Raw genomic sequence first — 23,224 nt, forward strand, 5'->3', positions numbered from 1 at the left:
GGAGCCGATGTGGCTGCCGTTCGATCATCCACTCTGGATCGTCTATTCCAGCGGCACCACCGGCCTGCCGAAGCCGATCGTGCACGGCCATGGCGGCATCGTCATCGTGGTGCTGGCGCTGCTCGGCCTGCACAACGACATCGGCTGCTCCTACCACGAGAACTCGTTCGGCGAGCGCTATCACTGGTACTCGTCGACCGGCTGGATCATGTGGAATAGCCAGGTCGGCGGCCTGCTCAGCGGCACCACCTGCTGCATCTTCGACGGCAGCCCGGGCGGGGCCAAGGACAAGCCGGACTGGACCACGCTGTGGCGCTTCGTGGCGCAATCGAAAGCCACCTTCTTCGGTGCGGGCGCAGCGTTCTTCGCCAACTGCGCCAAGGCCGAAATCGATCTCACTGCGGCCGGCGATCTGTCGCGCCTGCGTTGCCTCGGCTCGACCGGCTCGCCGCTCAGCGCCGACACGCAAGCCTGGTTCAACGATCGTTTCGCCGCCCTGTCGAAGACCAACGGCAGCAAGGCGCAGGCCGACATCTGGTGGGCCAACATCTCCGGCGGCACCGATTTCGCCGGCGCCTTCATCGGGGGCAATCGAGAACTGCCGCAGACGCCGGGCGCGATGCAGTGCCGCCTGCTCGGTGCTGCCGTCGAAGCCTTCAGCGAACAGGGCCGCGCCGTCACGGGCGAGGTCGGCGAGCTCGTCTGCACCGAGCCGATGCCGTCGATGCCGCTGTATTTCTGGAACGACAAGGACGGCGCGCGCTATCGCGCGAGCTATTTCGAGACCTATCCGGACAATTTCGACGGCAGCGGCCGTGGGCCGGTGTGGCGGCACGGCGACTGGCTCAAGGTCGACCTTGATGGATCCTGCATCATCTATGGCCGCAGCGATGCCACCATCAACCGGCACGGCCTGCGCATGGGCACGAGCGAGCTCTATTCCGCGATCGAGGCGTTGCCGGAGGTACTCGACAGTCTCGTCGTCGACCTCGAATATCTCGGCCGCGACAGCTACATGCCGCTGTTCGTGGTGCTGCGCGAGGGCACGGTCCTCGACGAGGCAATGCGCGCGAAGATCAACAAGGCGATCGAGGCCAGCCTGTCGCGCCGCTTCCTGCCGAACGAGATTTTTGCCGTCGCCGAGGTCCCGCGCACCCTGTCCGGCAAGAAGCAGGAGCTGCCGATCAAGAAGCTGCTGCTCGGCCAGGCGGTGGAGAAAGTCATCAACAAGGAGGCGATGGCCAACCCCGCCTGCCTCGACTGGTATCTCGCCTTCGCGCGCGACTATCTCGCGCGCACCGCGTGATCGGCCTTCAACCTCCGCCGAAATTGGAGGGGTCCAGATTCCTGTTCTCCGATGGCGGGATCGGCGGCCAGCCGGGAAATTTGTACCAGCCGGGCGGCACGGGTGCGTCCTCGGGCAGATGGACGACGACACGGTGATGTGGACGGACATGATGGCCCGGCGCAGCCGCGACCGGTGCGCTCGCTGAAATCAAGAGAACCAGGGTCAGGACAAACCGCATTGAACGAGCTCCAGACGTCCACCCGTCTGTCGATGTGGGGCGGGAACCAGCGAAGCTCACCGGGCTGCGGGATCACGACCGGTCACTTCGGCGGCATTGCACATACCGACGGTCCGGCCGATCGGCCCAATTGCACCGATGCCGTTTGGAGTCCGTTCACCGATCGCCGCTAGATCAGGACAGATCTTCCGCAACGAACGCGCGCCATGGCCGACCTCAACGCCGTCCTCACCCGACTCAACGACCGCCTGCTCCGTCTCGAGGGCGAGCTGTTCGTGCTGCGCTCGCTGGCACGCGCGACGTTGACCGCGGGCGACGACCATGCGGCACGGATGCGCAAGCTGGTCGAGGCCGCAAGGGTGGCGCTCGACGACGAAGCGAGACGCGAGCTCGACAAGCCGACGCGCAAATATGTCGACGCGGCGACAGCGCTGGTGGATGAACTGCTGGTGGAGCCGACCCCGGCGCGGCCGCTGTTCACCGTCATCGACGGCGGCCGGCGCGACTGAGCGCGTCAGACCGGACGATTTGTCGGGCCGGTATCTGCGGAGCCGGCCTTGAGACGGCTGAGACCATCCTCGATGATCGCGATCTCCTCGTCGATCTTGCCGATCGGCAGGCTGAAATCGTAACCAGACCTGCTCTTCAGATCGACCGCGAGCCGCTGCCTGTGCATCATCAGCTCGTCGAGCCCACGACGGTTCTTCAGACGCACATAAGCGTCCACGATCTGCTCAATCGCGCTCGGCATGAAATCGGTCCCGGCGAAAAGACCCGCGCGGCGCACCCACGCCGGCGGATCATTTTCGGTGTCGCGGTACGCAATACAAATCCGCGACGGATTCGTCGATACGGCAAGCTGGTTGAGAACATATTACCGCCGGATGATTTCGTGATTGCCGGGCATGAAAAAGCCGCTGGCGATCATGCCAGCGGCTCAAGCCGGGTTCGAAAACGGATCCGGAATGAAATTTGGCCAGCCCCGGTTGGGACGGTCTAACCGCCCACAACAGATTGCTCTGTTAAAAATGAAACAGAGGAACCGGTGCATCCATCATTTGCCGCTGACCGTGGCCGCACGGCAACGCTAATCCGTGACGCAAAAATACCTGCGCGGCAGCCTGCGGTAGGCGCTGTAGCGATAGTACGGCCGGTAGGCGTAGCCGCGATGGATCGCCGGCGGCTCCTCGCCGTAATAGGCCCCGTGGTAGAAATTGTGAGGCACCCCTTCGGCACAGCGATAGGCATCCCAGGTCGGGCCGACGAAGGGCGCGACGCCGATCTCGGGCGGCACGGCGGGGTACGGCCCGCCGGCGTGGGCCGGAGTGGCCACCATCAATATCGCGAGAAGGAAAAGCCACGCGCTGCGCATGCGTTCGCTCCCGATATGCTGCAATATGCGCATGGAAGCACCTGGACGGTGGCCTGCGCAATCACCGAGTTCAGCGCGTCCCGCGTCCCGCGCATTGTTGATAACCGGCGCAAACGGGCCGCGGGTGGTGACACGGCGCCCGGACGTGTTATCGGGGGATGACGCAGTTGCGAGACGGATCGGACCCCCATGCGCATTACCCTCGTCGGCTCCCGCCATTTCGGTGTGACCACCCTGAACATGCTCCGGGAGCACGGCGTCTCCATCGTGCGGGTGGTCGTGGCCGACGCCGAGGATCGCCTCGCCGCGACCGCCAAGGCGGCCGGCATCGAGGTGGTGGTCCAGGCCAATCCAAAACTGGTGGTCGCCTCCGAGATCGCCCCCGACACCGATCTGATCATCACCGCACACAGCCACGCCCGGATCGGCAAGGATGCGCTGGCCGCCGCCAGGCTCGGCGGGATCGGCTATCATCCCTCGCTGCTGCCGCGTCACCGCGGCAAGGCTGCTGTGGAATGGACCATCAAGGAAGGCGATCCGATCGCCGGCGGCACGATCTACCACCTCGCCGACCGCATGGACGCCGGCGCCATCGCCGCCCAGGAGTGGTGCTTTGTGAAGAAGGGCGAGACGGCGCGGGAACTCTGGGAGCGTGCCCTCGCCCCGCTCGGGCTCAAATTGCTGGCCGACGTGATCGACTTTGCCAAGGTCCACAAGGCCCTGCCCTCCAAGACTCAGGACGAGCAGTTCGCGACCTCCGCGCCGAGTCTCTCCTGACGTTAACGATTAACGTCAAGCTGCATTGATTCTCCTTCGAAAATTGGAGTCAGGAACCCGAATAAACCATTGTTCCAACAGGAACAATTTTCAATTTGGCATTGCAACAAATTTCCGTCACATTCCGTCCCAATAAGCGTCAGCATTTCAGACAGATTCAAGGACGGAATTCATGCGTTTTGCTCGCATTGCGGCGTTCTGTGCCGTTTCAGTTTTCGCCGGCACCCTCGCCGCTCCCGCCGTCGCCCAAACCCCCTATGACGGCAACTGGCAGGTCACCATCGTTACCAAGAGCGGCACCTGCGAGCCGACCGCGAGCTCCATGCTGACGGTGGCCGACGGCAAGATCACCGCCCCCGGCGCTAACGTTTCCGGCACCATCGGCAGTGGGGGACTTGTGAAAGTTTCGATCAATGGTGCATATGCCAACGGTCAACTCAGCGGCAACGCCGGATCGGGGAAGTGGAATGGAGCATCTGCAGGCATACCGTGCAGCGGGCGGTGGGAAGCATCGCGCCAATAAGCAATTCGAGACCAGTGTCATGAGCCGGCGGCTGCTGATCGCGACCGCCGTTTTGTTTGCGGCATCGGTCGCGAATACCGAGAGCAAGGCCCAGTCCGGCCCGTTTGCCCCGCTCGCGGGCAGCTGGAGCGGCTCCGGCACCGTGACGCTGGATGACGGCTCGACCGAGCGGATCCGCTGCCGGGCCAAATACGCCCCGATCGGACCGACCATGGAGATGTCGCTGACCTGTGCCAGCGACGCCTACAAGTTCAACCTCGGCGCCAACGTCAAGGCCGAGGGCAGCGCCATCACCGGCAGCTGGTCCGAGGCCAGCCGCAACATCTCGGGCTCGCTCCAGGGCCGCGGCGGCGGCGGAAACTACGAGCTGGTCGCCTCCACCGCCGGCTTCAACGCCAACATCGCGCTGAAGACGAGTGGCAACAAGCAGAACGTCACGATGCGCGCGGACAGCCAGTTCCGCGGCGCCAACATCTCGCTGTCGAAGTAAGACGACGGCACGGTGACACGACAAAGGCCCCGGCGATCCCGCCGGGGCTTTTTCATGCGCCCGGAACGAACGCGGTGACTTCGATCTCGACCTTGGCGCGCTCGTCCACGAGACCGCCGATATAGAGCAGCGTCGAAGGCGGGAAATTGCGTCCGAGCGTCTCCTTCCAGGCCGCACCGATGCCGGCACCGGCGGCCTCATATTCGCTGCGGCTGGTCAGGTACCAGGTGAGACGGACGATGTGCTCGGGGCCTGCGCCGGCCTCGCCCAGAAGCTTGATGATTCGCTTCAGCGCTGTGGCGACCTGCGCCGCCATGTCGGGCGCGTAATTGCCGGTCTCGTCACCCCCGGTCTGCCCGGCCAACACGACCCACCGGCCCGGCCCCTCGACCGCGACGCCATGTGAAAAGCCGCGTGGCTTGTTCCATTCGGCCGGCTGCAAGATTTGCATGAGCGTCACTCCCGATTTTCTCGTTGTTCGATGATGCCTTAGCACGCCGCCCCGCATCGCTGCATCCGCAGTTTTGGCCGTTGCAAACCGCCGTGATGTCGCCGATACCGGCGATCCCTTCGGATTTCGCCCCAGCATCCCGCTCCCATGACCACGACACCGTCCAAGACGATGGCCGCACTGTGGATGACCGGATGGCTGTCACTGACACTGGTGATGGCTGTCGCGGGACGCGAGGCCGTGCGCGAGATGAACGTCTTCCAGGTGATGGAAGTGCGCTCGCTGCTCGGCCTCTGCATGCTCTACCCGATGATCCGCCGCGCCGGCGGCTTCGGGACGCTCAGGACGACCCGCCTGCCTCAGCACATCGTGCGCAATCTGATCCATTACGTCTCGCAGCTCGGCTGGTTCTTTGCGCTGACGCTGATTCCGATCGGCCAGGTGGTTGCGATCGAGTTCACCATGCCGATCTGGACCGCGATCCTCGCCGCCAGCTTCCTGTCCGAGCGCATGACATCGTGGAAGATCGCAGCCATCGTGCTCGGCCTCGTCGGCGTGATCGTCATCGTGCGGCCCGCGACCGGCGAGATCAATCAGGGCCAGTTGATCGCGCTCGGCGCTGCCGTCGGTTTCGGCGTGTCCATGGCGCTGGTCAAATCGCTGACCCGGACCGAGAGTGCGCTGGCGGTCCTGTTCTGGATGCTGGTGGTGCAGTCGGTCGCAGGCTTCCTGCCGACGCTCTATGTCTGGGCCTGGCCGCCCGCCCATGTCTGGGGCTGGGTCATGGTGATCTCGGTCTGCGGCACGTTCGCGCATTATTGCCTCGCCAGTGCGATGCGCTACGCGGACGCGACCGTGGTGGTTCCCATGGACTTCCTGCGGGTTCCGCTCACCGCGACGGTCGGCTGGCTGCTGTATTCAGAGCGGCTCGACGCCTGGACCGTGGTCGGTGCGGCACTGATCCTGTTCGGCAACCTGCTGAATCTGAAACCCGCACCGCCGGTTCCCGCCCGCGCGCAGTGAACCCGCACGCGGCCTCGCGCGACAAACAAAGTGGTCGAGCGTGATTTGGATCACGTTGGAGGGGCATTCCATCGTGCACATTCGGCCTCGGAGGAATGGGTTGGGCGAACTGTCGTTTCGCTGGCGCGAAACCGGGCGTGTCGTGTAAGTTCGTTGCCAATTTGTTGCTGCCTGCAATTCGATTCTGGGGATTTCAGATGCGCTATCTCACCCTCATCGCTTCGCTGATGTGCATGGCATTGTCGGTCAGTGCCGCGAAGGCCGACCGCCGCGTCGCCTTTGTCGTCGGCAATGGTACCTACAAGAACGTCGCGCAATTGCCGAACCCGCCGATCGACGCCAAGGCGATGGCGGCGACGCTGCGCAATGTCGGCTTCGAGGTGATCGAAGGATCAAACCTCTCGCGCGACCAGATGACCGAGAAGCTGCTCGACTTCGGCCGCAAGGCGCAGGGCTCCGACGTCGCCGTGTTCTATTATGCCGGCCACGGCATCGCTGTCGGCGGCAGCAACTATCTCCTGCCCGTCGACGCCGACATCAAGTCGGAGATGGACGTCAAGCTCGGCGCTGCCATCAACATCGACCTGACGCTCGAGCAGACCATGGGCGACGCCAAGGTCAAGCTCGTGTTCCTCGATGCCTGCCGCGACAATCCGTTTGCCGCCAAGATCAAGTCGAACTCGGCAACCCGCAGCGTCAACGTGCAGAGCGGCCTCGCCGAGATGAAGTCCGGCGAAGGCACGCTGATTGCGTTCGCCACCGGCCCGGGCCAAACCGCACTCGACGGCCAGGAAGGCAACAACAGCCCGTTCACCCGCGCGCTGATCGACAACATCACCAAGCCCGGCGTCGAGATCCAGCAGGCGATGACCTCGGTGCGCGCCCAGGTCAATGAAGAGACGCACAAGGGCCAGCTTCCCTGGGGTCACACCAACCTGATCGGCGCGGTTTACCTCAACCAGGCACCGACGACGCAAATCGCCAATGCGGCGCCGACCGCCTCCGGCGTCGTTCCGGCAGCGAGCAGCAGCAATGACGGTGTCGAGCTCGAATACTGGCGCTCCGTGAAGGAATCCAACAAGCCGGAAGAGCTGAACGCCTACCTCTCGGCCTATCCGAACGGCCAGTTCAAGGCGCTGGCGCTGGCGCGGCTCGCCGCGATCAAGAGCGGTCCGTCGACCACGACCCGCAATCTGAACGCAGGCGTCGATCCCGCGACCTTCACCGATGATGCGAGCCAGCTCACCGAGGACCAGATCGGCCTCGACAAGGGCCAGCGCCGCGACGTGCAGCGCCGCCTGACCGGCCTCGGATTCGACACCAAGGTGACGGGCGCGTTCAACGACGAGACGCGCACCGTGCTGAAGCGCTGGCAGGCCGCCCGCGGTTATCCCTCGACCGGCTACCTCAACAAGCTCCAGCACAAGGCCCTGATCTCCGAGATCGTGGCGGCAGCGCCGGCCACCGCGAGCGACGACAGCCCGAAGCCGGCCCGGCGTGCTCCGGCCCAGGCCCAGAGCGCACCGGCCCAGCATCGCGGCGGCGGCGGCGATGCCGGCGCAGCCTTCGTCGGCGGTGTCGTCGGCGGCATGATGGGCGGCATGTTCCGCCGCTGAGGCGAGATCGCGATCTCACGACAAAAAGCCGGGCTCGCGCCGGGCTTTTTCGTTGCTAGTAATCCTGGGTGAACCAGGGCACGAGCGTCCGGATGCGCGGCATCGCCTGCGTCGTAATGCTCGTTCGCGCCATCTCGGCGATACGCGGCGCCAGTGACGAGAGATCTCCACGGCGCGTGACCAGAAGCAGTTCGCGAAAGAATCCCGGGCCCGGCAAAGGCAGAGCGCTGACTTGGGCCGCGTGAGCGAGCCCCTGCAACAGGCACAGCGGCGTGGTGATCGCCACGCCCATGCCGGTGGCGACCATGGCGACCAGACTGTCCGAGGTGTCGAACTCGAAGGCCCGTGGCGGGCGAAGGCCCAGGCGGCTCAGATGACGCTCGACCTGCGCACCGGCATGGGAACGTTCGCTGTGCCGGACCAGACGATGTCGGACGAGGATCTCGCGCAGATCAAGCTCGGCGAATTCGGCTTCCAGTCCGCGCGGCACCACGAGCAAATACGGCTCGCGATAGAACGGAAAGCGCTCGACATCATAGAGGTCGTCCATGGCATCGCACGTGATCGCGGCATCGATCATGCGGCGAACCAGGGCTTCCGCATGAGAATGAGCAAGGCCCGACCACGTCGACAGGCTGAGCGCGATCGAGCCAGTCATGAGCTCCTTGACCAGATGCGCGCCGACCGTGCCCGCGTAGGAATCGACGAGGCCGAGCCTGAGATCGACACGCTCGGACTGTTCGGCCGCAGCCCGAAGCGTGCCGAGAAGCAGGTCGAAGTCGCGATTCAGATCGAGCACGCGATCCGCGAGGATGCGCCCCGCCCGGGTCGGCGAAAGTGGCCGACGGCTCCGGTCGAAGAAGGTAACGCCAACCACGGCTTCGGCGCGCCGGACCGCTTGCGACACGGCCGATTGCGTCATCCCGAATTGGCGGGATGCCTCCAGCATGCTGCCGGAATCCGCGACGGCAGCGACAATCTGGAGGCTTCGCAGATCTGGAATGGGCAGAGGCATCTTCATGACTTAAGCAAAAGTCATATGGAGATGCAAATTCTCTTCATTCCCGGTTTATCCTTGTGGGGGAGCCGCACTTGAAAGCAGACTTCGGGCTGTCCCAACAATTGAGCAGTCCCGATCTATGAGCGAGAAAGCGGATATTCTGGTCATCGGCCTCGGTGCGATGGGCAGCGCGGCCCTCTATCAACTGGCCAGGCGCGGCGTAAAGGCGGTCGGCCTTGATCGCTTCGCCCCGCCCCACACGATGGGGTCCAGCCACGGCGAAACCCGTATCACCCGGCAGGCGGTCGGCGAAGGCCGCGACTACGTCCCCCTGGTGCTGGACAGCCACCGGATCTGGCGTGAGCTCGAAGCCGAGACGTCGGCCGAGCTGCTGAATCCATGCGGCCTCGTCGTCATGGCGCCCGGTGTTGGCGAGACCTCGCATCACGGCAAGCCGGATTTCGTCGCACGCTCGATCGGAGCCGCGCGTGACTTCGGCGTCGCCCATGAGGTGATCGACGGACGAGAAGTGGCTCATCGCTTCCCGCAATTCGTCAATCTCGAGGGCAACGAGAAGGCCTATTACGAGCCCGGCGGCGGATACGTTTTTCCGGAGCGCTGCATCACCGCGCAATTGACGCGCGCGGAGCAATTGGGAGCTGCGATCCGCACGAGGGTCGAGGTTTTCTCGATCGTGCAGAGAGGCTCCGCCGTTCGGGTGGAAACGTCCTCAGGCACATTCGAGGCGGACCAGGTGGTGGTGTCGGCCGGCGGCTGGAATGCTCAGCTGCTCGGCGCGCCGTTTGACCGCCTGCTCACGGTGAAGCGGCAGGTGCTGCATTGGTACGAGCTCGACGACACCAGCGCGTATCGCGCCAACGCCCCCGTGTTCATCTGGATGCATGGCGCGACGGACGTCGATTACCTCTACGGCTTTCCGCCCCTGCCGGGCGACCGCCGCCTCAAGGTCGCGACCGAGCAATACGAGACCAGCACGACGGCCGATACCATCAACCGCACCGTCGATCCGGCGGAGTCGGACAAGATGTACCGGGAGCACGTCAAGGGGCGGCTCGCAGGCGCCACGCCGCGCGTCGCGGAGGCTGCCGCCTGCATCTACACGGTGACGCCCGATCGGGGCTTCATCATCGACCGGCATCCCGACCAGGACAGAGTCTTTGTCGTCTCGGCGTGCTCCGGTCACGGCTTCAAGCACTCAGCCGGCATCGGCAACGTCGTCGCCGAGATCATGACTGATGGTCGAAGCTCGATCGACCTTGCGCCATTCTCGGTGTCCCGCTTCTCGTGACGTTCGGCAGGAGCCTACTTCCCCGCCGCCTTGCGCAGGGCCTCGTTGATGCGGTCCTGCCAGCCGGGGCCGCCCTCCTGGAAGAACTCCAGCACGTCCTGGTCGATCCGCAAGCTGACCTGCTCCTTGATCCCCGGCGCCACGTTCTGCTTGGGCGGCGCAACGGCGACCTTCGCGGTCACCTTCTTGAATGCCGCCTCGGCCTCCGACCGCGCATCGCCAAGCGTGCGCGGCCGCCTCGGTTGATCCGCCATGTGCTAGATTCCCTCAAACAGAGCCGTCGAAAGATACCGCTCGGAGAAGGACGGCACTATAGCCAGAATGGTTTTTCCCGCAGCTTCCGGCCGCTTGCCGATCTGGAGGGCGGCTGCGATCGCGGCGCCCGAGGAGATGCCGCCGGGAATGCCCTCATGCCGCGCCAGCGCGCGCGAGGTCTCGATTGCCGTGGTCGAGTTGATCTTCACGATCTCGTCGATCACCGAGCGGTCGAGGATGTCAGGCACGAACCCGGCGCCGATGCCCTGGATCTTGTGCGGCGTATGCTGGCCGCCTGACAGCACCGGGCTCTCCTCCGGCTCGACCGCGACCACACGCAGCGAGGGCTTGCGCGGCTTGAGCACCTGGCCGACCCCGGTGATCGTGCCGCCGGTGCCGACGCCGGCGACGAAGACATCGATATTGCCGCCGGTGTCGTTCCAGATCTCCTCGGCGGTGGTGCGGCGATGCACCTCGGGATTGGCGAGGTTCTTGAACTGCTGCGGCATCACCGCGTTCGGCGTCGTCTTCACCAGCTCCTCGGCGGCGGCGATCGCGCCCTTCATGCCCTGCGCGGCCGGCGTCAGCACCAGCTCGGCGCCCAGGAAGGCCAGCATCTTGCGCCGCTCGATCGACATCGATTCCGGCATCACCAGCTTGAGGCGGTAGCCGCGTGAGGCTGCGACGAAAGCGAGCGCGATGCCGGTATTGCCGGAGGTCGGCTCGATCAGCACGGTATCGGGCTTGACGATGCCGGCCTTCTCCATGGCGATGATCATGGCCGCGCCGATGCGGTCCTTCACGCTCGCGGCCGGATTGAAATATTCAAGTTTTGCCAAAATCGTCGCGTTCACGCCGTTCATGCCAGGCAACCGCTGCAGCCGCACGATCGGCGTGTCGCCAAAAGCCTCGACGATCGAAGAGTAGATCCGGCCGCGGCCGGGTTGGTGCGCTGCACCCGTTTTGGACGATGCGTCCATGATGAACTCCCTGTGGCGACGATTTGCGCTTCTGCCGCAGCGCTTCCTGCACGTTACGGACAGCTTGCGGCGACACGACAATGCGGCACATGTTAAGTACGCTGCATCGCAAAATCGCGTGAGCTTCAATTAGCAGAAAACCAACGCATTTGTGTTGCGACCTCGTCAACTGATTCTGCTTATGTTAGACTTAGGTCTCGAAGCAGGGAGGTCACCACGATGTCAGCTGTTGCTGAAGTGTTGTCGACCGTAGCGCCAAGGCGTGATCCGCGTTGCAGCGAGTTGCCCACCTGTCCCGTATGCGCCGACTCCATGGTCGCCGCAGAAGCTTCCGCCTATGTCTCGGACCACGTGATCAGCTATCTCTGGACCTGCGACACGTGCGGCTATGGCTTCGTGACCAAGCACGCCGTCAAGCAGCGGATCGTCTGCAACTGACGCCCGTCACGCCTCAGCGCGGGGCGATGTCGCCCCTCGCCCAGTTCTCGCGCGTACGCTGATAGAACTCCTCGAACGTTCCGTGTGCGATCGCGTCCCTGATGCCCTGCATCAGGACCTGGTAGTAGGCGATATTGATCTCGGACAGCAGCATCGCCCCCAACGTCTCGCCGGCCTTGACGAGATGGTGCAGATAGGCGCGCGCGTAGTTGCGCGTCGACGGCCACGAGCTTTCCTCGTCCAGCGGACGCGGATCGTCGGCGTGGCGCGCGTTGCGCAGATTGACCTGACCGAAGCGGGTGAAGGCGACGCCGTGGCGGCCATTGCGGGTCGGCATCACGCAATCGAACATGTCGATGCCGCGCTTCACCGCTTCGAGGATGTCGTCGGGCGTGCCGACGCCCATCAAATAGCGCGGCCGCTCCATCGGCAGCATCGGCGCGGTCTCGTCGATCATCGCCAGCATCACCGCCTGGGGCTCGCCGACGGCAAGGCCGCCGATCGCGTAGCCGTGGAAGCCAATCTCGACGAGGCCCTGTGCGCTGGCGTGACGAAGCTGCGGGATGTCGCCGCCCTGCACGATGCCGAACAGCATGTAGCCGTCGGGCGCGCTCTCGAAGGCGCGTTTGCTGCGTTCGGCCCAGCGCAGCGACAGCCGCATCGCGCGGTCGATGTCGTCGCGCTCGGCCGGCAGCCGCACGCATTCGTCCATCTGCATGGCGATGTCGGAGCCGAGGAAGCGCTGCACCTCGATCGAGCGCTCCGGCGACAGCTCGACCTTGGCGCCGTCGATATGCGAGCGGAAGGTGACTGCGTGCTCGGTGACCTTGCGCAGATCGGCCAGCGACATCACCTGGAAGCCGCCGGAATCCGTCAGCATCGGCCCGTTCCAGCCGGTGAAGCGCTGCAAGCCGCCGAGTGCCGCGATCCGCTCGGCGCCGGGGCGCAGCATCAAATGATAGGTGTTGCCGAGCACGATGTCGGCCCCGGCATCGCGCACCTCGCGCCAGTGCATGCCCTTCATGGCGCCAGCGGTCCCGACCGGCATGAAGGCCGGCGTGCGCACGGCCCCATGCGGCGTGGTCAGGCGGCCGGCTCGCGCGGCGCCGTCGGTGGCGAGCAGTTCGAAATGATTGGGAAGATTCATGCGGTGCTTATTGCGTGTCGGGCGGGGCCGATCAACCCGTTCGGGCCTCACGATGCGTCAGACTGGGACACATTTGACGGGGGATCGATGCCCACCGCGACTTGCCAAATAAAACGATACAGTGTAGTTTTACCGTGGGGTCTGGACGAAATGCCGTTGGCGAATTTGCCGGCGGCGGTAGATGCGTGATCGCCAGCCACCGACGATGCCCCCCACTTCATGTTCGACCGACATGTCCGGCCATTTGCGTGGCCGGATCAGGCAGATGACCGCCCGCCTGATCGGGTCTCTGGTCCTGGCCTGCACCCTGGTGCTCGGTGCCTGCACCTCCCTGCCCCGGACGCCCTACACGGCGGCCGAGGCGAGTACATCGCGCGTGCTCGATATCGATGGCCTCAGGCGCTACGCCGACGACCCGGTCACGAAATTCAGCTTCGAGAAAGACACCAGCACCACGAAGAAGTCCTACCTCGCGCTGTCCGGCGGCGGCGCCGATGGCGCCTATGGCGTCGGCGTGCTCAATGGCTGGAGTGCCGCCGGCACCCGCCCGACCTTCTCGGTGGTCTCCGGCGTCAGCACCGGCGGCCTGATCGCGCCGTTTGCGTTCCTCGGACGGCAATATGACGACACGCTGAAGGAGGTCTACACCAGCGGCATCGCCGAGAGCCTGCTGAACGATCCCAGCATCATGCGCGTGCTGTTCGGCTCCGGCCTGTTCGGCAATACGCGGCTGCGCGAGCTGGTCGCCCGCTATGTCGGGCCGGAGATCATGGCGCAGGTCGCCCGTGAAAATGCCAGGGGGCGACGGCTGCTGATCGTGACCACCGATCTCGACACCCAGCGCACCGCGATCTGGGACATGGGAAAGATCGCCGCGGTCGGCACGCCCGAGGCGCTGAAACTGTTTCGCGACGTGATGGCGGCCTCCGCCAGCATTCCGCTGGTGTTTCCGCCGATCATGATCGACGCCGAAGGCCAGGGCCGCAAGTTTCAGGAGATGCATGTCGACGGCGGCGTGACGGCGCCGGTGCTGACGCTGCCGGAAGCCCTGCTGTTCCAGGACAGCCGCCTGCCGGGCAGCGCGCGAATGGACATCTACATCCTCGTCAACAAGAAGATCGAGCGAAATTTCGAGCTGGTGTCCAACAGCACCATCGACGTCGCCTCGCGCAGCCTGTCGGCGATCACGCAGTCGCAGACCCGGTCGATCATCTTCTCGACCTATGATTTCGCCAGGCGCAACCGGCTCGGCTTCCATCTCTCCTACATCGCACGCGACTATCCCGCGCCGCCGTCGGAAGGGTTTGACACCACCTATATGCGGGCGCTCTATCAGTACGGATATGAGAAGGCCGCGTCCGGCCAGGCTTGGGCCTCGACGCTGCCGTGAACCCGTGACGGAACGAGGCCCTGCTGAAACCGTTGACGATGCGGCCAATTCGGCCAGATTCGCGATGACGCCCCCGCTCCTGCGCGATATAGAGCGAATGACAGGCAACGCGCAGGATTCATTGGGCATGGGATTGACTGCGACCAGGACAAGACCGGCAGCGCCGCGGCGCGAGGTTCCTAAATCGCGCGGCGGCCGGCCGACGAAGTCCGCCGCGATCGAGCGCGACCAGCGGCTGATCGAGGTCGCCACCCGCCTGTTCCTCGACCGTGGCTTTGACGCGACCTCGCTCGATGCGGTCGCGGAAGCGGCCCGCGTCAGCAAACCGACCGTCTATTCGCGCTACGGCGACAAGCGCGGCCTGTTCGCCGCTGTGCTCCGGCGCGAAATCGCGCGCTGGCTTGCGCCGCTGTCGGCGGCCGCGGAGACGCATCTTTCCAGCGCCTCTGACATTTCGGTGGAGCAGCGCCTGGTCGAGATCGGGCGCGAGATGCTGACCTTCACCTGTGGACCCGACGCCGTCGCGTTCAGCCGCATGATGACGTCACAGGCCATCAACTTCCCCGACATCGCCAAGCTCGGCAAGGAGGAAGGCTGGCTCAAGGCTGTCGCCACCACGGCGCGCTTTTTCGACCATCTGTTGGCGCAGGGCGCGCTCGACGTCGACGACACCACCATCGCGGCGGAAGTGTTTCTCGACGTCGTGGTCGGCCACAACCATCGCCTGGCGACGTTTGGCACGCCACCGGAGATGAAGGCCGCGGAAAAGCGCATGCGCGCCGCGATCAAACTGTTCCTTGCCGGTGCGCTTGGATCTGCGGACCGCGTCCACGGCACTCCCAAGGGCGCACCGCGGCGACGTTCGTCCCGCTAACAATCCCGTGAGGTTGCGATCCCCTACGGGAGCACGCGCTCGCCGTTGACCAGAATAAAACGATACGGTATGGTTTAGTTATAGGCGATACGGACCGCTTTTTTCACCAGCCCCAAAAGGGGTCCGTACCGCTAAGATCGCAGCGACGGGTGCAGCCCGCAGCAGCGCTCCGCGGCCGGCCGACGCCCAAGGCCGGCCGCGAATTCTTTACGATCATCCGGCACACTCGCAGGCCGAGGGTTTCGAGCATGACGGCACCACGACGACATCCCTGGACGTTTCTCGCGGTCGCCCTGTCGGCACTGCTCGTCGCAGCGCCGGCGCAAGCGGTCGTTTCGGCCGGCGGCACGCCCACCGCCCTTCATGGCGAGACAGATGGTAACGCCGAGACCGACCGCCAAGCCGTCAGCCGCGAGATCGAACGATTCCGCTCTTCGTCGATCTCGATCAGCCAGGCGATGGCGATCGCCGAAGCGCGTCACGCCGGCGCCACGACGGCGGATGTGAGTTTCGACGGCGCCTCCGGCGTGCCGGTCTATCGGGTGAAGACACTGCACAACGACCGGATCTGGCGCCACACCATCAATGCCACGACCGGCGAACTCGTCGGCGGCGAAGCCGCCCTCCCCCTCGCCGAGCTCGATCTCGACGACCGCAGCAACCTCGCAGCCCTCGGCGCGATCAGGCACCGCCTTGCGGACGCCGTCCATGTCGCCGAGCGTGCGGCTTCGGGCAAGGCGATCAGCGGCGGCCTCGTGCGCGAAGGCGGCCGGCTGAACTTTTCGATCGTGGTCATCAGCGGCGACGACCTCAAGGAGGTCATCCTCGAGCCGCCAGGCGCCCGGACCAGGTAACAGCGGCCACAATCCCGCCGAAAAGCCATTGACGGGCGCAAAACTCTCCCGCATAAGTCGCCGCCATGTTCACGACCACCAAACGCACGACCAAAACCACCACGGCCTTCGGGGCCCGGGGAGGCGTGTGCTTGTAGTCGTCGACTAGAACGCAATCAGCTCTACCGAAGCCCCGCCCATGATGGTCCGGGGCTTTTTTGTTGTCTAAATCTCAAATGCAATGGAGGACAAAGTGAGTAACGATCCCGTCGTCGCGATTGTCGGCGTCACCGGTGCGGTGGGCGCCGAATTCATCGCCACCATGGACAAGCGCGGCTTTCGCGTCGGCAAGCTCAAGGCGCTCGCCAGCGCCCGCTCGGCCGGCAAGACGGTATCGTTCCGCGGCAAGGATGTCGTCATCGAGGAGTTGACCGAGCGCGCCTTCGAGGGCGTCGACATCGCGCTGTTCTCCGCCGGCAGCGGCATCTCGAAGAAGTTTGCGCCGATTGCAGTGAAGGCCGGCGCCGTCGTGGTCGACAACTCCTCCGCCTTCCGCATGGACCCGAACGTGCCGCTGGTGATCCCAGAGGTGAACGGCAATCGAATCCGCGACCACAAGGGCATCATCGCCAACCCGAACTGCGCCGCGATCACCGCGCTGGTGCCGCTCTGGCCGATCCACCGGAAGAACCGCATCAAGCGCGTGATCATCTCGACCTACCAGGCGGCCAGCGGCGCCGGCGCGGCCGCGATGGACGAGCTCGTCGAGTCCACCCGCGCCAATCTCAACGGGCAGGTCTATACGCCCAAGGTGATGCCGCACCCCTATGCCTTCAATCTCTTCAACCACAACACCGCGGTCGACCCTGACACCGGCTACAACGACGAGGAGACCAAGGTCATCAAGGAGACCCGCAAGATCTTCGAGGACGAGAAGATCGCCATCGGCGTGACCTGCGTCCGCGTCCCGGTGCTGCGCGCCCATTGCGAGGCCATCACCTTCGAATGCGAGAAGCCGATCAGCGAGGACCAGGTCCGCGCCATCATGGCGCAGGCGCCCGGCGTGAAGGTGGTCGACGACCGCGTCAAGAACTACTTCCCGATGCCGATCGACGCCTCGGGCCAGGACGACGTCCTGGTCGGCCGCATCCGCAAGGACCTCAGCGATCCCTCCGGGCATTCGATCTCGATGTTCGTGGCGGCCGATCAGCTGCTCAAGGGCGCGGCGCTGAACGCGGTGCAGATCGCGGAGCTGCTGCCGCAGCGGGTGATGGCGTAAACAGCGCCGTAGAGCAGGTCTCGTAGGGTGGGCAAAGCGAAGCGTGCCCACCACCTGTCTCGATCATGAAGAGATGGTGGGCACGGCGCTTTGCGCCTTTGCCCACCCTACGGCGCCGGCGCTAGTCGTTCGCGCGAAACAGCAAGCATGCATCGCCGTACGAATAGAACCGATACTCGTTCGCGATCGCATGTGAGTACGCCCGCTGCATCGTCTCCAGCCCCGAAAATGCCGACACCAGCATGAACAGCGTCGACTTCGGCAGGTGGAAATTTGTCATCAGGATATCGGCGGCGCGGAAGCGATAGCCGGGTGTGATGAAGATCGACGTCTCGGCGGCGAACGGCCGGATCGTCCCGTCTTCGCTCGCTGCGCTTTCCAGCAACCGCAATGACGTGGTCCCGACGGCGATGATGCGGCCGCCGTTCTGCCGCGCGGTGTTGAGCCGCTCCGCCGTCTCGGCCGAGATCGTGCCCCACTCGGCGTGCATCTTGTGGCCGTCGGTGTCGTCCACCTTCACCGGCAGGAAGGTCCCTGCCCCCACATGCAGCGTGATCCGGTTGATGCCGACGCCACGGTCACCCAGCGCCTGCTCGAGGGCCGGCGTGAAATGAAGTCCCGCGGTGGGAGCCGCGACCGCGCCTTCATTCGCCGCGAACATGGTCTGGTAGTCGGCGAGGTCCTGATCGTCGGGCGTGCGTTTCGAGGCGATGTACGGCGGCAGCGGCGGGCTGCCGAGATCGGCGATGGCCTGGTCGAGCGCCGGGCCATGGAACGAGAATGACAACGTCACCTCGCCCTCGGCCCCCTTGGCTTCGACCTCGGCATCGAGATGGCCGAGCAGGCAGACCTTGCCCTCGTTGCCGAAGCGGATGCGGTCGCCGGCTGTGAGCTTCTTCGCGGGCTTCACCAGCGCCTGCCAGCGCGAGCCGTCGAGACGCTTGATCAGCGTCGCCTCGATCTTCGGCTCGGTCTCGCGGCCGATCCGGCGGCCCTTGAGCTGCGCCGCGATCACCTTGGTGTCGTTGACGACGAGCTGGTCGCCCGGCTTCAGCCATTGCGGCAGGTCGGCAATGGTCTGGTCGCGAAGCGCGCCGCCCTCCACGACCAGCATCTTGGCGGAGTCGCGCGGGCTCGCCGGGCGCAATGCGATGCGCTCGGCGGGCAGGTCGAAATCGAAGAGGTCGGTGCGCATGTCGGGCTTGGTGCCACGCAGTCGGACCCTCATGGTGAGGAGGCGCGTTAGCGCCGTCTCGAACCATGAAGGCCGAGCTGCAGCAGCGGGGCCTTCATCCTTCGAGACGCGCGTTCCGCGCTCTTCAGGATGAGGGTCGTGTGTTTATTCCGCGTCCGCGGCCATCCGCGCCTTGACGATCTTGTCCGGGTTCTGCACCGGCTCGCCGCGCTTGATCTTGTCGACGTTCTCCATGCCCTCGGTCACCTTGCCCCACACCGTGTACTGGTTGTCGAGGAAGCGGGCGTCGTCGAAGCAGATGAAGAACTGGCTGTCGCCGGAATCGGGGCTCGCGGCGCGGGCCATCGAGGTGGTGCCGCGCACATGCGGCTCCTTGTTGAACTCGGCCTTCAGCTTTTTGCCGGAGCCGCCGGTGCCGGTGCCCTGCGGGCAGCCGGTCTGCGCCATGAAGCCCTCGATCACGCGATGGAACACGATGCCGTCGTAGAAGCCCTCGCGGACCAGTTCCTTGATGCGCGCGACATGGCCGGGCGCGAGGTCGGGACGCATCTCGATGGTGACGGGGCCCTGCGTGGTCTCGAGGATCAGGGTGTTTTCGGTGGCGCTCATGCTCGTCTCTCTTGCGTTGGAGGTGAAGTCTTATCAGGTGGCGTCTTGCGGCTACGGAACTGGATCGCGAATGGACGTCCCGCGGCGGCGCCGGCCATTGCATCGGTAAATGGCATCGGCGTGCAGCGTTGCAACGCCTCCATCACCGCGATCCGGTATTGCAGCCGGTCATTGTCGGAGGCCTCCGCGGGTTCATAGGAAATCCTCGGACGGCCCAAAATGTTTCCGGACCGGTTAAAGCTCACGACGACGGTGATGTCGAGTGGGCGAGCCCTGGCGGCCGGCGGCGGCTTCCAGCAGGTTCGCAAGTGCCGGAAGATGTCCTGGATGGTGTTGACCTCTGCGTCTTCGGCGGACGCGCCGCAGACGCCTGAGAGCAGCACCGCGGCAGCCAGCAAAAGCCTGTTGCCGCAGCGCGCCATGATCCCATCCTATTTGATGTCGGAGGCGACCTGGACCTTCACCATCTTGTCGGGATCGGTGACGGTGCCGCTGGGCGAGCCGGCCGGCGCCTTCTTCAGCTTGTCCACGACGTCCATGCCCTGCACGACCTCGCCGACCACGGTGTACTGGTTATCGAGGCTGCCGCCGTCGGCGAACATGATGAAGAACTGCGAGTTGGCGGTGTCGACGCTGTCGCCGCGCCGCGCCATTCCGACGATGCCGCGTGCAAAGTGCACCTTGGAGAATTCCTGCTTCAGGTTCGGATATTTCGAGCCACCGGTGCCGTTGAATTTCTCGCCGTCACCGGTCTGCGCCATGAAGCCGTCCATGACGCGATGGAACGGCACGTTGTTGTAGTAGCCCTCGCGCGCAAGCGTCTTGAGGCGCTCGGCGTGCTGCGGCGCCAGATCGGTGCGCAACTTGATGACGATGCGGCCCTTGGTGGTGTCGATGACGAGCGCATTGGCCTTGTCGAGGTTCGCAGGCAGTTGCTGCGCCACCGCCGGGACCGCACTCAAGAGCGCGGCAAAAATCGTGGCAAGAATTGCGAGACGACGGATCATGAGAACTCCGGATCAGGTGAGATGAAGAGGCGCGCCGTTATCCGGCGAATTTGGCCTTGAGCAGGCTGGCTACGAGCGGCGGCACGAAGGTCGAGACATCTCCGCCCATCCCTGCGATCTGGCGCACCAAAGTGGCGGTGATCGGGCGGACCATCGGAGAGGCCGGCAGAAACACCGTGTGCACCTCAGGCGCCATGGCCTCGTTCATGCCGGCAAGCTGCATCTCGTAGTCGAGGTCGGTGCCGTCGCGCAGCCCACGAATCATGATGGTGGCGCCATGCCTGCGCGCGGCGGTCACCGACAGATCGTCAAACGTCGCAGTTTCGAGCACGCAGCCGGCCTGGGCCGCGACCGGCCCGCAGACGTCCAGAAGCATCTTCAGGCGCTCCTCGGTCGAGAACAGCGGCTTCTTGCCGGGATGGACGCCGACCGCGACCACCAGGCGGTCACACAGGGGCACGGCATGCCGGACCACGTCCAGATGGCCGTTGGTGATGGGGTCGAAGGAACCTGGGTAGAAGGCAATGCGCGGCATGGCTCCCTCCTACCGCGCCCGGCCCGGCCCGGCAAGCCAGCCAGGTTCCCTGCCCGTTTCCCGGAAATTGTCCTGCCGGCCGTGTCGGCGCCGACCGGATTGTTTCGTCCTGGGGCCGACCACGAAACAAAACGGACCACGAACGAAACCATTTCCCGCGTCCGCGAAGACGTCCGGAAACTGGCCATGGTTACTAATCCAGCCAACAAATGACGGGCCGCACACTGGGCGTAGGCGGCCGCATCACAGGGGACTGTCAATGATCAAGGCTCTTTCAGCGATCGCGATCTCTGCGTGTGTTGCCGCAGCCCTTACCCTCCTGCCCGGCTTTGCCCCGACCGTCGAAGCCAGCGTGCCGCAGCCGCTGGCCAAGAGCGACCGGCTCGACATCCGCAGCATCGGCCGCGATTGCTCGCAGCAGGCCTGGCCGAATTTCGAGGCGTCCTGCCTGCGCCGTGCCGGCACCAAGGCTGACGTCCGCGTCGCTCGCCTCGTGACGGCTGACCGCACCCCGTAGCCGGGTCTGTCAGTTTCGCGTCAGGTAGGCCTCGATACCCCCCAAGATAAACCCCATGGATATTTGCGACGTCCCGTCGCAGACTGCGTGATGCTCGCGCCCGTCGGAATGGCCCGCCGGGCGCGATCCCATCGGGGGGTTGCCATTGTCCAGTACGCCCGCAGTCGCTTCCGGCCACCATCCCGATCCACTGCCGCTTGCCATGACCATGGGCGCCCTCGGGGTGGTCTATGGCGATATCGGCACCAGCCCGCTCTACGCCCTGAAGGAAGCCGCCAAGGCGGCCGCCCATGGCGCGACAGTCGCTCCTGAAGCTGTCCTGGGCGTCGCCTCGCTGATCCTCTGGGCCCTGCTGCTGATCATCTCTCTGAAATACGCGCTGTTGATCCTGCGCGCGGACAATCGCGGTGAAGGCGGCATCGTTGCCCTCTTGGCCTTGCTGCATGCCCGCAACGCCCAGCCCGGGACCTGGCGCGCCCACCTTCTGGTGGTCGGCCTCGTCGGCGCCGCCCTTCTCTATGGCGACGGCGCCATCACGCCGGCGATCTCGGTGCTCTCGGCCATCGAAGGCCTCAAGGTCGACGCGCCCTCGCTCGCGCCCGCCGTGGTGCCCGTCACCGTCGTCATCCTGATCGGCCTGTTCATGATGCAGAAGCAGGGCACCGGATTCATCGGCCGCATCTTCGGACCGGTGATGATGGCCTGGTTCGTCGTGCTGGCGGCACTCGGCATCCACGGCATCGTCAAGGCGCCGGCGGTGCTGGCGGCGCTCAGCCCGCTCTACGCCTTCGACTTCCTGATCCACCAGGATTTCCACATCTCGTTCGGAATCCTCGGCGCCGCCTTCCTCGCGGTCACCGGCGGCGAGGCGATGTACGCCGATATGGGTCATTTCGGCCGCCTGCCGATCCGGCTTGCCTGGTTCGCGATCTGCCTGCCCGCGCTGGTGCTGAACTATTTCGGCCAGGCCGCGCTGCTGATCACCGATCCCAGCATGATCGAGAACCCGTTCTTCCAGCTCTGCCCCGATGCCCTGCACTATCCGCTGGTCGCCTTCTCGGCGGTGGCGACCGTGATCGCCTCGCAGGCGATCATCTCCGGCGTGTTCTCGCTGACGCAGCAGTCGATCCAGCTCGGCTTTTTGCCGCGCATGCAGATCCGCCACACCACCAGCGATGCGATCGGCCAGATCTACGTGCCGCTGGTGAACTGGCTGCTCGCCGCCGCCACGCTCGGCGCCGTCCTGAGCTTCGGCACCTCGGACGCGCTCGCCGGCGCCTATGGCATCGCGGTGTCGCTGCTGATGGCGATCACGACGCTGCTCGCAGCCCTGGTTGCGATCCAGTGGGGTTATTCGCCATGGCTCGTGGTCGCCGTGAACGGCTTCTTCTTCGTCATCGACGTGATCTTCTTCTCGGCCAATTCAGTCAAGCTGTTCGAGGGCGGCTGGTTTCCGCTGCTGCTCGCGGCCCTCGTCGCCTTCATGATGCTGACCTGGCGCAGCGGCGTGAAGCTGGTCGAGGCGGCGCGCGCAAAACTACGCCAGCCCGAGGAGGATTTGATCGAGACCGCGGTGAACAAGTGCAGCGCCAGGCTGCCGGGAACGGCCGTGTTCCTGGCCTCCGCGCCGCGAGGCGTGCCGCTCGCCCTCACACAATTCGTCAAGCACAACCACGTGCTGCACGAGCGCATCATCCTCGTCACCGTGCTGATCGAGGAATCCCCGCACGTCACCGAGGCAGACCGTGCCGAGGTGATCGAGATCATCCCCGGCATCACCCGCGTGGTCCTGCATTACGGCTTCATGCAGAACCCGACGATCTACGAGGGACTGACGTTGACCTGCCGGCAGGGCAAGCTGCCCGGCATCGACCTCTCCGACATCACCTATTACGTCGGCCGCGAGACCATCATCCCGCGCGAGGACGTGCCGGGCATGTGGGTCTGGCGCGAAACCGTGTTCGCCTTCCTGCAACGCAACGCCGAGCGCTCGGCCGCGTTCTTCGGCGTGCCGACCAAGCAGGTGGTGGAGTTCGGGACGGAGCTGGAGATTTAGGGCAGTTCGTAGCCCGGATGGA

28 protein-coding genes are annotated in these 23,224 nt (G+C 65.0%); 15 read left to right on the forward strand and 13 right to left on the reverse strand.

Features of this window, described 5'->3' with window-relative positions; genetic code table 11:
• Positions 1 to 1,306: AMP-binding protein (locus PMI42_RS04545; RefSeq protein ID WP_008130983.1), on the forward strand; the 1,306-nt coding region annotated here is incomplete at its 5' end.
• A 7-nt stretch (positions 1,307 to 1,313) separates the two neighbouring features.
• Here PMI42_RS04545 and PMI42_RS04550 read toward each other — a convergent pair.
• Positions 1,314 to 1,526 carry a hypothetical protein gene (locus tag PMI42_RS04550; protein WP_008130984.1) on the reverse strand — a complete coding sequence of 71 codons (213 nt, stop codon included), beginning with the start codon at positions 1,524 to 1,526 and terminating at the stop codon, positions 1,314 to 1,316.
• Between the two features lie 206 nt (positions 1,527 to 1,732).
• On the opposite strand from PMI42_RS04550, the gene PMI42_RS04555 reads away from it, so the two are divergent.
• Positions 1,733 to 2,035, forward strand: a complete 303-nt coding sequence (locus PMI42_RS04555) for a hypothetical protein (RefSeq protein ID WP_008130985.1) — start codon at positions 1,733 to 1,735, stop codon at positions 2,033 to 2,035.
• A gap of 5 nt (positions 2,036 to 2,040) precedes the next feature.
• On the opposite strand, the gene PMI42_RS04560 is transcribed toward PMI42_RS04555, so the two are convergent.
• Both PMI42_RS04560 and PMI42_RS04565 read right to left on the reverse strand, forming a co-directional pair.
• Positions 2,041 to 2,277, reverse strand: a complete 237-nt coding sequence (locus PMI42_RS04560; protein ID WP_008130986.1) for a hypothetical protein — start codon at positions 2,275 to 2,277, stop codon at positions 2,041 to 2,043.
• A 336-nt stretch (positions 2,278 to 2,613) separates the two neighbouring features.
• Complete coding sequence (locus tag PMI42_RS04565; RefSeq protein ID WP_240535206.1) at positions 2,614 to 2,862, reverse strand: hypothetical protein; 249 nt, start codon at positions 2,860 to 2,862, stop codon at positions 2,614 to 2,616.
• Between the two features lie 225 nt (positions 2,863 to 3,087).
• Between PMI42_RS04565 and PMI42_RS04570 the strand changes: the two genes are divergently transcribed.
• The 3 genes from PMI42_RS04570 (at position 3,088) to PMI42_RS04575 (ending at position 4,688) form a co-directional block, all read left to right on the forward strand.
• Complete coding sequence (locus PMI42_RS04570; RefSeq protein WP_008130988.1) at positions 3,088 to 3,675, forward strand: formyltransferase family protein; 588 nt, start codon at positions 3,088 to 3,090, stop codon at positions 3,673 to 3,675.
• Between the two features lie 172 nt (positions 3,676 to 3,847).
• Positions 3,848 to 4,198 carry a hypothetical protein gene (locus PMI42_RS37785; RefSeq protein ID WP_008130989.1) on the forward strand — a complete coding sequence of 117 codons (351 nt, stop codon included), beginning with the start codon at positions 3,848 to 3,850 and terminating at the stop codon, positions 4,196 to 4,198.
• Positions 4,143 to 4,688: a hypothetical protein gene (locus PMI42_RS04575; protein ID WP_008130990.1), complete on the forward strand. Its 546-nt coding sequence runs from the start codon at positions 4,143 to 4,145 to the stop codon at positions 4,686 to 4,688. The genes PMI42_RS37785 and PMI42_RS04575 overlap by 56 nt, the downstream gene beginning before the upstream one ends.
• A gap of 52 nt (positions 4,689 to 4,740) precedes the next feature.
• Here the strand turns inward: PMI42_RS04575 and PMI42_RS04580 are convergent, their stop codons facing one another.
• On the reverse strand, positions 4,741 to 5,139 hold the full coding sequence (locus PMI42_RS04580; RefSeq protein WP_008130991.1) for a RidA family protein: 399 nt from the start codon (positions 5,137 to 5,139) through the stop codon (positions 4,741 to 4,743).
• A gap of 147 nt (positions 5,140 to 5,286) precedes the next feature.
• On the opposite strand from PMI42_RS04580, the gene PMI42_RS04585 reads away from it, so the two are divergent.
• Both PMI42_RS04585 and PMI42_RS04590 read left to right on the forward strand, forming a co-directional pair.
• Positions 5,287 to 6,162 (forward strand): DMT family transporter, encoded by an 876-nt coding sequence (locus tag PMI42_RS04585; RefSeq protein ID WP_008130992.1) that lies wholly within the window; start codon positions 5,287 to 5,289, stop codon positions 6,160 to 6,162.
• A gap of 197 nt (positions 6,163 to 6,359) precedes the next feature.
• Positions 6,360 to 7,778 carry a caspase family protein gene (locus tag PMI42_RS04590; RefSeq protein WP_008130994.1) on the forward strand — a complete coding sequence of 473 codons (1,419 nt, stop codon included), beginning with the start codon at positions 6,360 to 6,362 and terminating at the stop codon, positions 7,776 to 7,778.
• 55 nt (positions 7,779 to 7,833) lie between these two features.
• On the opposite strand, the gene PMI42_RS04595 is transcribed toward PMI42_RS04590, so the two are convergent.
• On the reverse strand, positions 7,834 to 8,799 hold the full coding sequence (locus PMI42_RS04595) for a LysR family transcriptional regulator (protein WP_349526117.1): 966 nt from the start codon (positions 8,797 to 8,799) through the stop codon (positions 7,834 to 7,836).
• Between the two features lie 118 nt (positions 8,800 to 8,917).
• Here PMI42_RS04595 and solA point away from each other — a divergent pair, with 118 nt between their 5' ends.
• Positions 8,918 to 10,087 carry an N-methyl-L-tryptophan oxidase gene (gene solA, locus PMI42_RS04600; protein WP_008130997.1) on the forward strand — a complete coding sequence of 390 codons (1,170 nt, stop codon included), beginning with the start codon at positions 8,918 to 8,920 and terminating at the stop codon, positions 10,085 to 10,087.
• Positions 10,088 to 10,101: 14 nt separating this feature from the next.
• Here the strand turns inward: solA and PMI42_RS04605 are convergent, their stop codons facing one another.
• Together PMI42_RS04605 and cysK are read right to left on the reverse strand one after the other, a co-directional pair.
• Positions 10,102 to 10,341 (reverse strand): BrnA antitoxin family protein, encoded by a 240-nt coding sequence (locus PMI42_RS04605; protein WP_008130998.1) that lies wholly within the window; start codon positions 10,339 to 10,341, stop codon positions 10,102 to 10,104.
• A 3-nt stretch (positions 10,342 to 10,344) separates the two neighbouring features.
• A complete protein-coding gene (cysK, locus tag PMI42_RS04610; protein ID WP_008131000.1) occupies positions 10,345 to 11,322 on the reverse strand; it encodes a cysteine synthase A in 978 nt (325 codons plus the stop codon).
• Between the two features lie 219 nt (positions 11,323 to 11,541).
• Between cysK and PMI42_RS04615 the strand changes: the two genes are divergently transcribed.
• Positions 11,542 to 11,760, forward strand: coding sequence for a hypothetical protein (locus PMI42_RS04615; RefSeq protein WP_008131002.1), 219 nt, complete (start codon positions 11,542 to 11,544; stop codon positions 11,758 to 11,760).
• 13 nt (positions 11,761 to 11,773) lie between these two features.
• Here the strand turns inward: PMI42_RS04615 and tgt are convergent, their stop codons facing one another.
• Positions 11,774 to 12,907: a tRNA guanosine(34) transglycosylase Tgt gene (gene tgt, locus PMI42_RS04620; protein WP_008131004.1), complete on the reverse strand. Its 1,134-nt coding sequence runs from the start codon at positions 12,905 to 12,907 to the stop codon at positions 11,774 to 11,776.
• Positions 12,908 to 13,139: 232 nt separating this feature from the next.
• Between tgt and PMI42_RS04625 the strand changes: the two genes are divergently transcribed.
• From PMI42_RS04625 to PMI42_RS04640, 4 genes are all read left to right on the forward strand, one after another.
• The gene (locus PMI42_RS04625) at positions 13,140 to 14,297 is read left to right on the forward strand and encodes a patatin-like phospholipase family protein (RefSeq protein WP_050994339.1); all 1,158 of its coding nucleotides are present in this window, start codon (positions 13,140 to 13,142) and stop codon (positions 14,295 to 14,297) included.
• 127 nt (positions 14,298 to 14,424) lie between these two features.
• On the forward strand, positions 14,425 to 15,171 hold the full coding sequence (locus tag PMI42_RS04630) for a TetR/AcrR family transcriptional regulator (RefSeq protein ID WP_008131009.1): 747 nt from the start codon (positions 14,425 to 14,427) through the stop codon (positions 15,169 to 15,171).
• Positions 15,172 to 15,419: 248 nt separating this feature from the next.
• Positions 15,420 to 16,025: a PepSY domain-containing protein gene (locus PMI42_RS04635; protein WP_008131010.1), complete on the forward strand. Its 606-nt coding sequence runs from the start codon at positions 15,420 to 15,422 to the stop codon at positions 16,023 to 16,025.
• Positions 16,026 to 16,245: 220 nt separating this feature from the next.
• On the forward strand, positions 16,246 to 17,283 hold the full coding sequence (locus PMI42_RS04640; protein ID WP_035964505.1) for an aspartate-semialdehyde dehydrogenase: 1,038 nt from the start codon (positions 16,246 to 16,248) through the stop codon (positions 17,281 to 17,283).
• Between the two features lie 121 nt (positions 17,284 to 17,404).
• On the opposite strand, the gene queA is transcribed toward PMI42_RS04640, so the two are convergent.
• The 5 genes from queA to coaD all read right to left on the reverse strand — a co-directional run bounded on the left by queA (position 17,405) and on the right by coaD (position 20,629).
• Positions 17,405 to 18,478 carry a tRNA preQ1(34) S-adenosylmethionine ribosyltransferase-isomerase QueA gene (gene queA, locus PMI42_RS04645; protein ID WP_035964515.1) on the reverse strand — a complete coding sequence of 358 codons (1,074 nt, stop codon included), beginning with the start codon at positions 18,476 to 18,478 and terminating at the stop codon, positions 17,405 to 17,407.
• A 144-nt stretch (positions 18,479 to 18,622) separates the two neighbouring features.
• Entirely contained in the window at positions 18,623 to 19,087 is a 465-nt protein-coding gene (locus tag PMI42_RS04650) for a peptidylprolyl isomerase (protein ID WP_008131015.1), read from the reverse strand.
• Positions 19,084 to 19,509: a UCP034077 family protein gene (locus PMI42_RS04655; protein WP_008131018.1), complete on the reverse strand. Its 426-nt coding sequence runs from the start codon at positions 19,507 to 19,509 to the stop codon at positions 19,084 to 19,086. The genes PMI42_RS04650 and PMI42_RS04655 overlap by 4 nt, the downstream gene beginning before the upstream one ends.
• A gap of 9 nt (positions 19,510 to 19,518) precedes the next feature.
• Positions 19,519 to 20,094 carry a peptidylprolyl isomerase gene (locus PMI42_RS04660; RefSeq protein ID WP_008131019.1) on the reverse strand — a complete coding sequence of 192 codons (576 nt, stop codon included), beginning with the start codon at positions 20,092 to 20,094 and terminating at the stop codon, positions 19,519 to 19,521.
• Between the two features lie 37 nt (positions 20,095 to 20,131).
• Positions 20,132 to 20,629, reverse strand: coding sequence for a pantetheine-phosphate adenylyltransferase (coaD, locus tag PMI42_RS04665; RefSeq protein ID WP_008131022.1), 498 nt, complete (start codon positions 20,627 to 20,629; stop codon positions 20,132 to 20,134).
• Positions 20,630 to 20,888: 259 nt separating this feature from the next.
• On the opposite strand from coaD, the gene PMI42_RS04670 reads away from it, so the two are divergent.
• Together PMI42_RS04670 and PMI42_RS04675 are read left to right on the forward strand one after the other, a co-directional pair.
• Positions 20,889 to 21,146: a hypothetical protein gene (locus PMI42_RS04670; RefSeq protein ID WP_008131028.1), complete on the forward strand. Its 258-nt coding sequence runs from the start codon at positions 20,889 to 20,891 to the stop codon at positions 21,144 to 21,146.
• Positions 21,147 to 21,348: 202 nt separating this feature from the next.
• Positions 21,349 to 23,202: a potassium transporter Kup gene (locus PMI42_RS04675; RefSeq protein WP_008131030.1), complete on the forward strand. Its 1,854-nt coding sequence runs from the start codon at positions 21,349 to 21,351 to the stop codon at positions 23,200 to 23,202.
• Positions 23,203 to 23,224: the final 22 nt, after the last annotated feature.

Source organism: Bradyrhizobium sp. YR681, assembly GCF_000282615.1.
Taxonomy (GTDB): domain Bacteria; phylum Pseudomonadota; class Alphaproteobacteria; order Rhizobiales; family Xanthobacteraceae; genus Bradyrhizobium.

Bases quoted from the DNA above. Each gene is read 5' to 3' on its own strand.
- PMI42_RS04550 (WP_008130984.1), bottom strand. From the start codon at position 1,526: ATGCGGTTTGTCCTGACCCTGGTTCTCTTGATTTCAGCGAGCGCACCG.
- PMI42_RS04555 (WP_008130985.1), top strand. From the start codon at position 1,733: ATGGCCGACCTCAACGCCGTCCTCACCCGACTCAACGACCGCCTGCTC.
- PMI42_RS04560 (WP_008130986.1), bottom strand. From the start codon at position 2,277: ATGCCGAGCGCGATTGAGCAGATCGTGGACGCTTATGTGCGTCTGAAG.
- PMI42_RS04565 (WP_240535206.1), bottom strand. From the start codon at position 2,862: ATGGTGGCCACTCCGGCCCACGCCGGCGGGCCGTACCCCGCCGTGCCG.
- PMI42_RS04570 (WP_008130988.1), top strand. From the start codon at position 3,088: ATGCGCATTACCCTCGTCGGCTCCCGCCATTTCGGTGTGACCACCCTG.
- PMI42_RS37785 (WP_008130989.1), top strand. From the start codon at position 3,848: ATGCGTTTTGCTCGCATTGCGGCGTTCTGTGCCGTTTCAGTTTTCGCC.
- PMI42_RS04575 (WP_008130990.1), top strand. From the start codon at position 4,143: ATGGAGCATCTGCAGGCATACCGTGCAGCGGGCGGTGGGAAGCATCGC.
- PMI42_RS04580 (WP_008130991.1), bottom strand. From the start codon at position 5,139: ATGCAAATCTTGCAGCCGGCCGAATGGAACAAGCCACGCGGCTTTTCA.
- PMI42_RS04585 (WP_008130992.1), top strand. From the start codon at position 5,287: ATGACCACGACACCGTCCAAGACGATGGCCGCACTGTGGATGACCGGA.
- PMI42_RS04590 (WP_008130994.1), top strand. From the start codon at position 6,360: ATGCGCTATCTCACCCTCATCGCTTCGCTGATGTGCATGGCATTGTCG.
- PMI42_RS04595 (WP_349526117.1), bottom strand. From the start codon at position 8,799: ATGAAGATGCCTCTGCCCATTCCAGATCTGCGAAGCCTCCAGATTGTC.
- solA (WP_008130997.1), top strand. From the start codon at position 8,918: ATGAGCGAGAAAGCGGATATTCTGGTCATCGGCCTCGGTGCGATGGGC.
- PMI42_RS04605 (WP_008130998.1), bottom strand. From the start codon at position 10,341: ATGGCGGATCAACCGAGGCGGCCGCGCACGCTTGGCGATGCGCGGTCG.
- cysK (WP_008131000.1), bottom strand. From the start codon at position 11,322: ATGGACGCATCGTCCAAAACGGGTGCAGCGCACCAACCCGGCCGCGGC.
- PMI42_RS04615 (WP_008131002.1), top strand. From the start codon at position 11,542: ATGTCAGCTGTTGCTGAAGTGTTGTCGACCGTAGCGCCAAGGCGTGAT.
- tgt (WP_008131004.1), bottom strand. From the start codon at position 12,907: ATGAATCTTCCCAATCATTTCGAACTGCTCGCCACCGACGGCGCCGCG.
- PMI42_RS04625 (WP_050994339.1), top strand. From the start codon at position 13,140: ATGTCCGGCCATTTGCGTGGCCGGATCAGGCAGATGACCGCCCGCCTG.
- PMI42_RS04630 (WP_008131009.1), top strand. From the start codon at position 14,425: ATGGGATTGACTGCGACCAGGACAAGACCGGCAGCGCCGCGGCGCGAG.
- PMI42_RS04635 (WP_008131010.1), top strand. From the start codon at position 15,420: ATGACGGCACCACGACGACATCCCTGGACGTTTCTCGCGGTCGCCCTG.
- PMI42_RS04640 (WP_035964505.1), top strand. From the start codon at position 16,246: ATGGAGGACAAAGTGAGTAACGATCCCGTCGTCGCGATTGTCGGCGTC.
- queA (WP_035964515.1), bottom strand. From the start codon at position 18,478: ATGCGCACCGACCTCTTCGATTTCGACCTGCCCGCCGAGCGCATCGCA.
- PMI42_RS04650 (WP_008131015.1), bottom strand. From the start codon at position 19,087: ATGAGCGCCACCGAAAACACCCTGATCCTCGAGACCACGCAGGGCCCC.
- PMI42_RS04655 (WP_008131018.1), bottom strand. From the start codon at position 19,509: ATGGCGCGCTGCGGCAACAGGCTTTTGCTGGCTGCCGCGGTGCTGCTC.
- PMI42_RS04660 (WP_008131019.1), bottom strand. From the start codon at position 20,094: ATGATCCGTCGTCTCGCAATTCTTGCCACGATTTTTGCCGCGCTCTTG.
- coaD (WP_008131022.1), bottom strand. From the start codon at position 20,629: ATGCCGCGCATTGCCTTCTACCCAGGTTCCTTCGACCCCATCACCAAC.
- PMI42_RS04670 (WP_008131028.1), top strand. From the start codon at position 20,889: ATGATCAAGGCTCTTTCAGCGATCGCGATCTCTGCGTGTGTTGCCGCA.
- PMI42_RS04675 (WP_008131030.1), top strand. From the start codon at position 21,349: ATGACCATGGGCGCCCTCGGGGTGGTCTATGGCGATATCGGCACCAGC.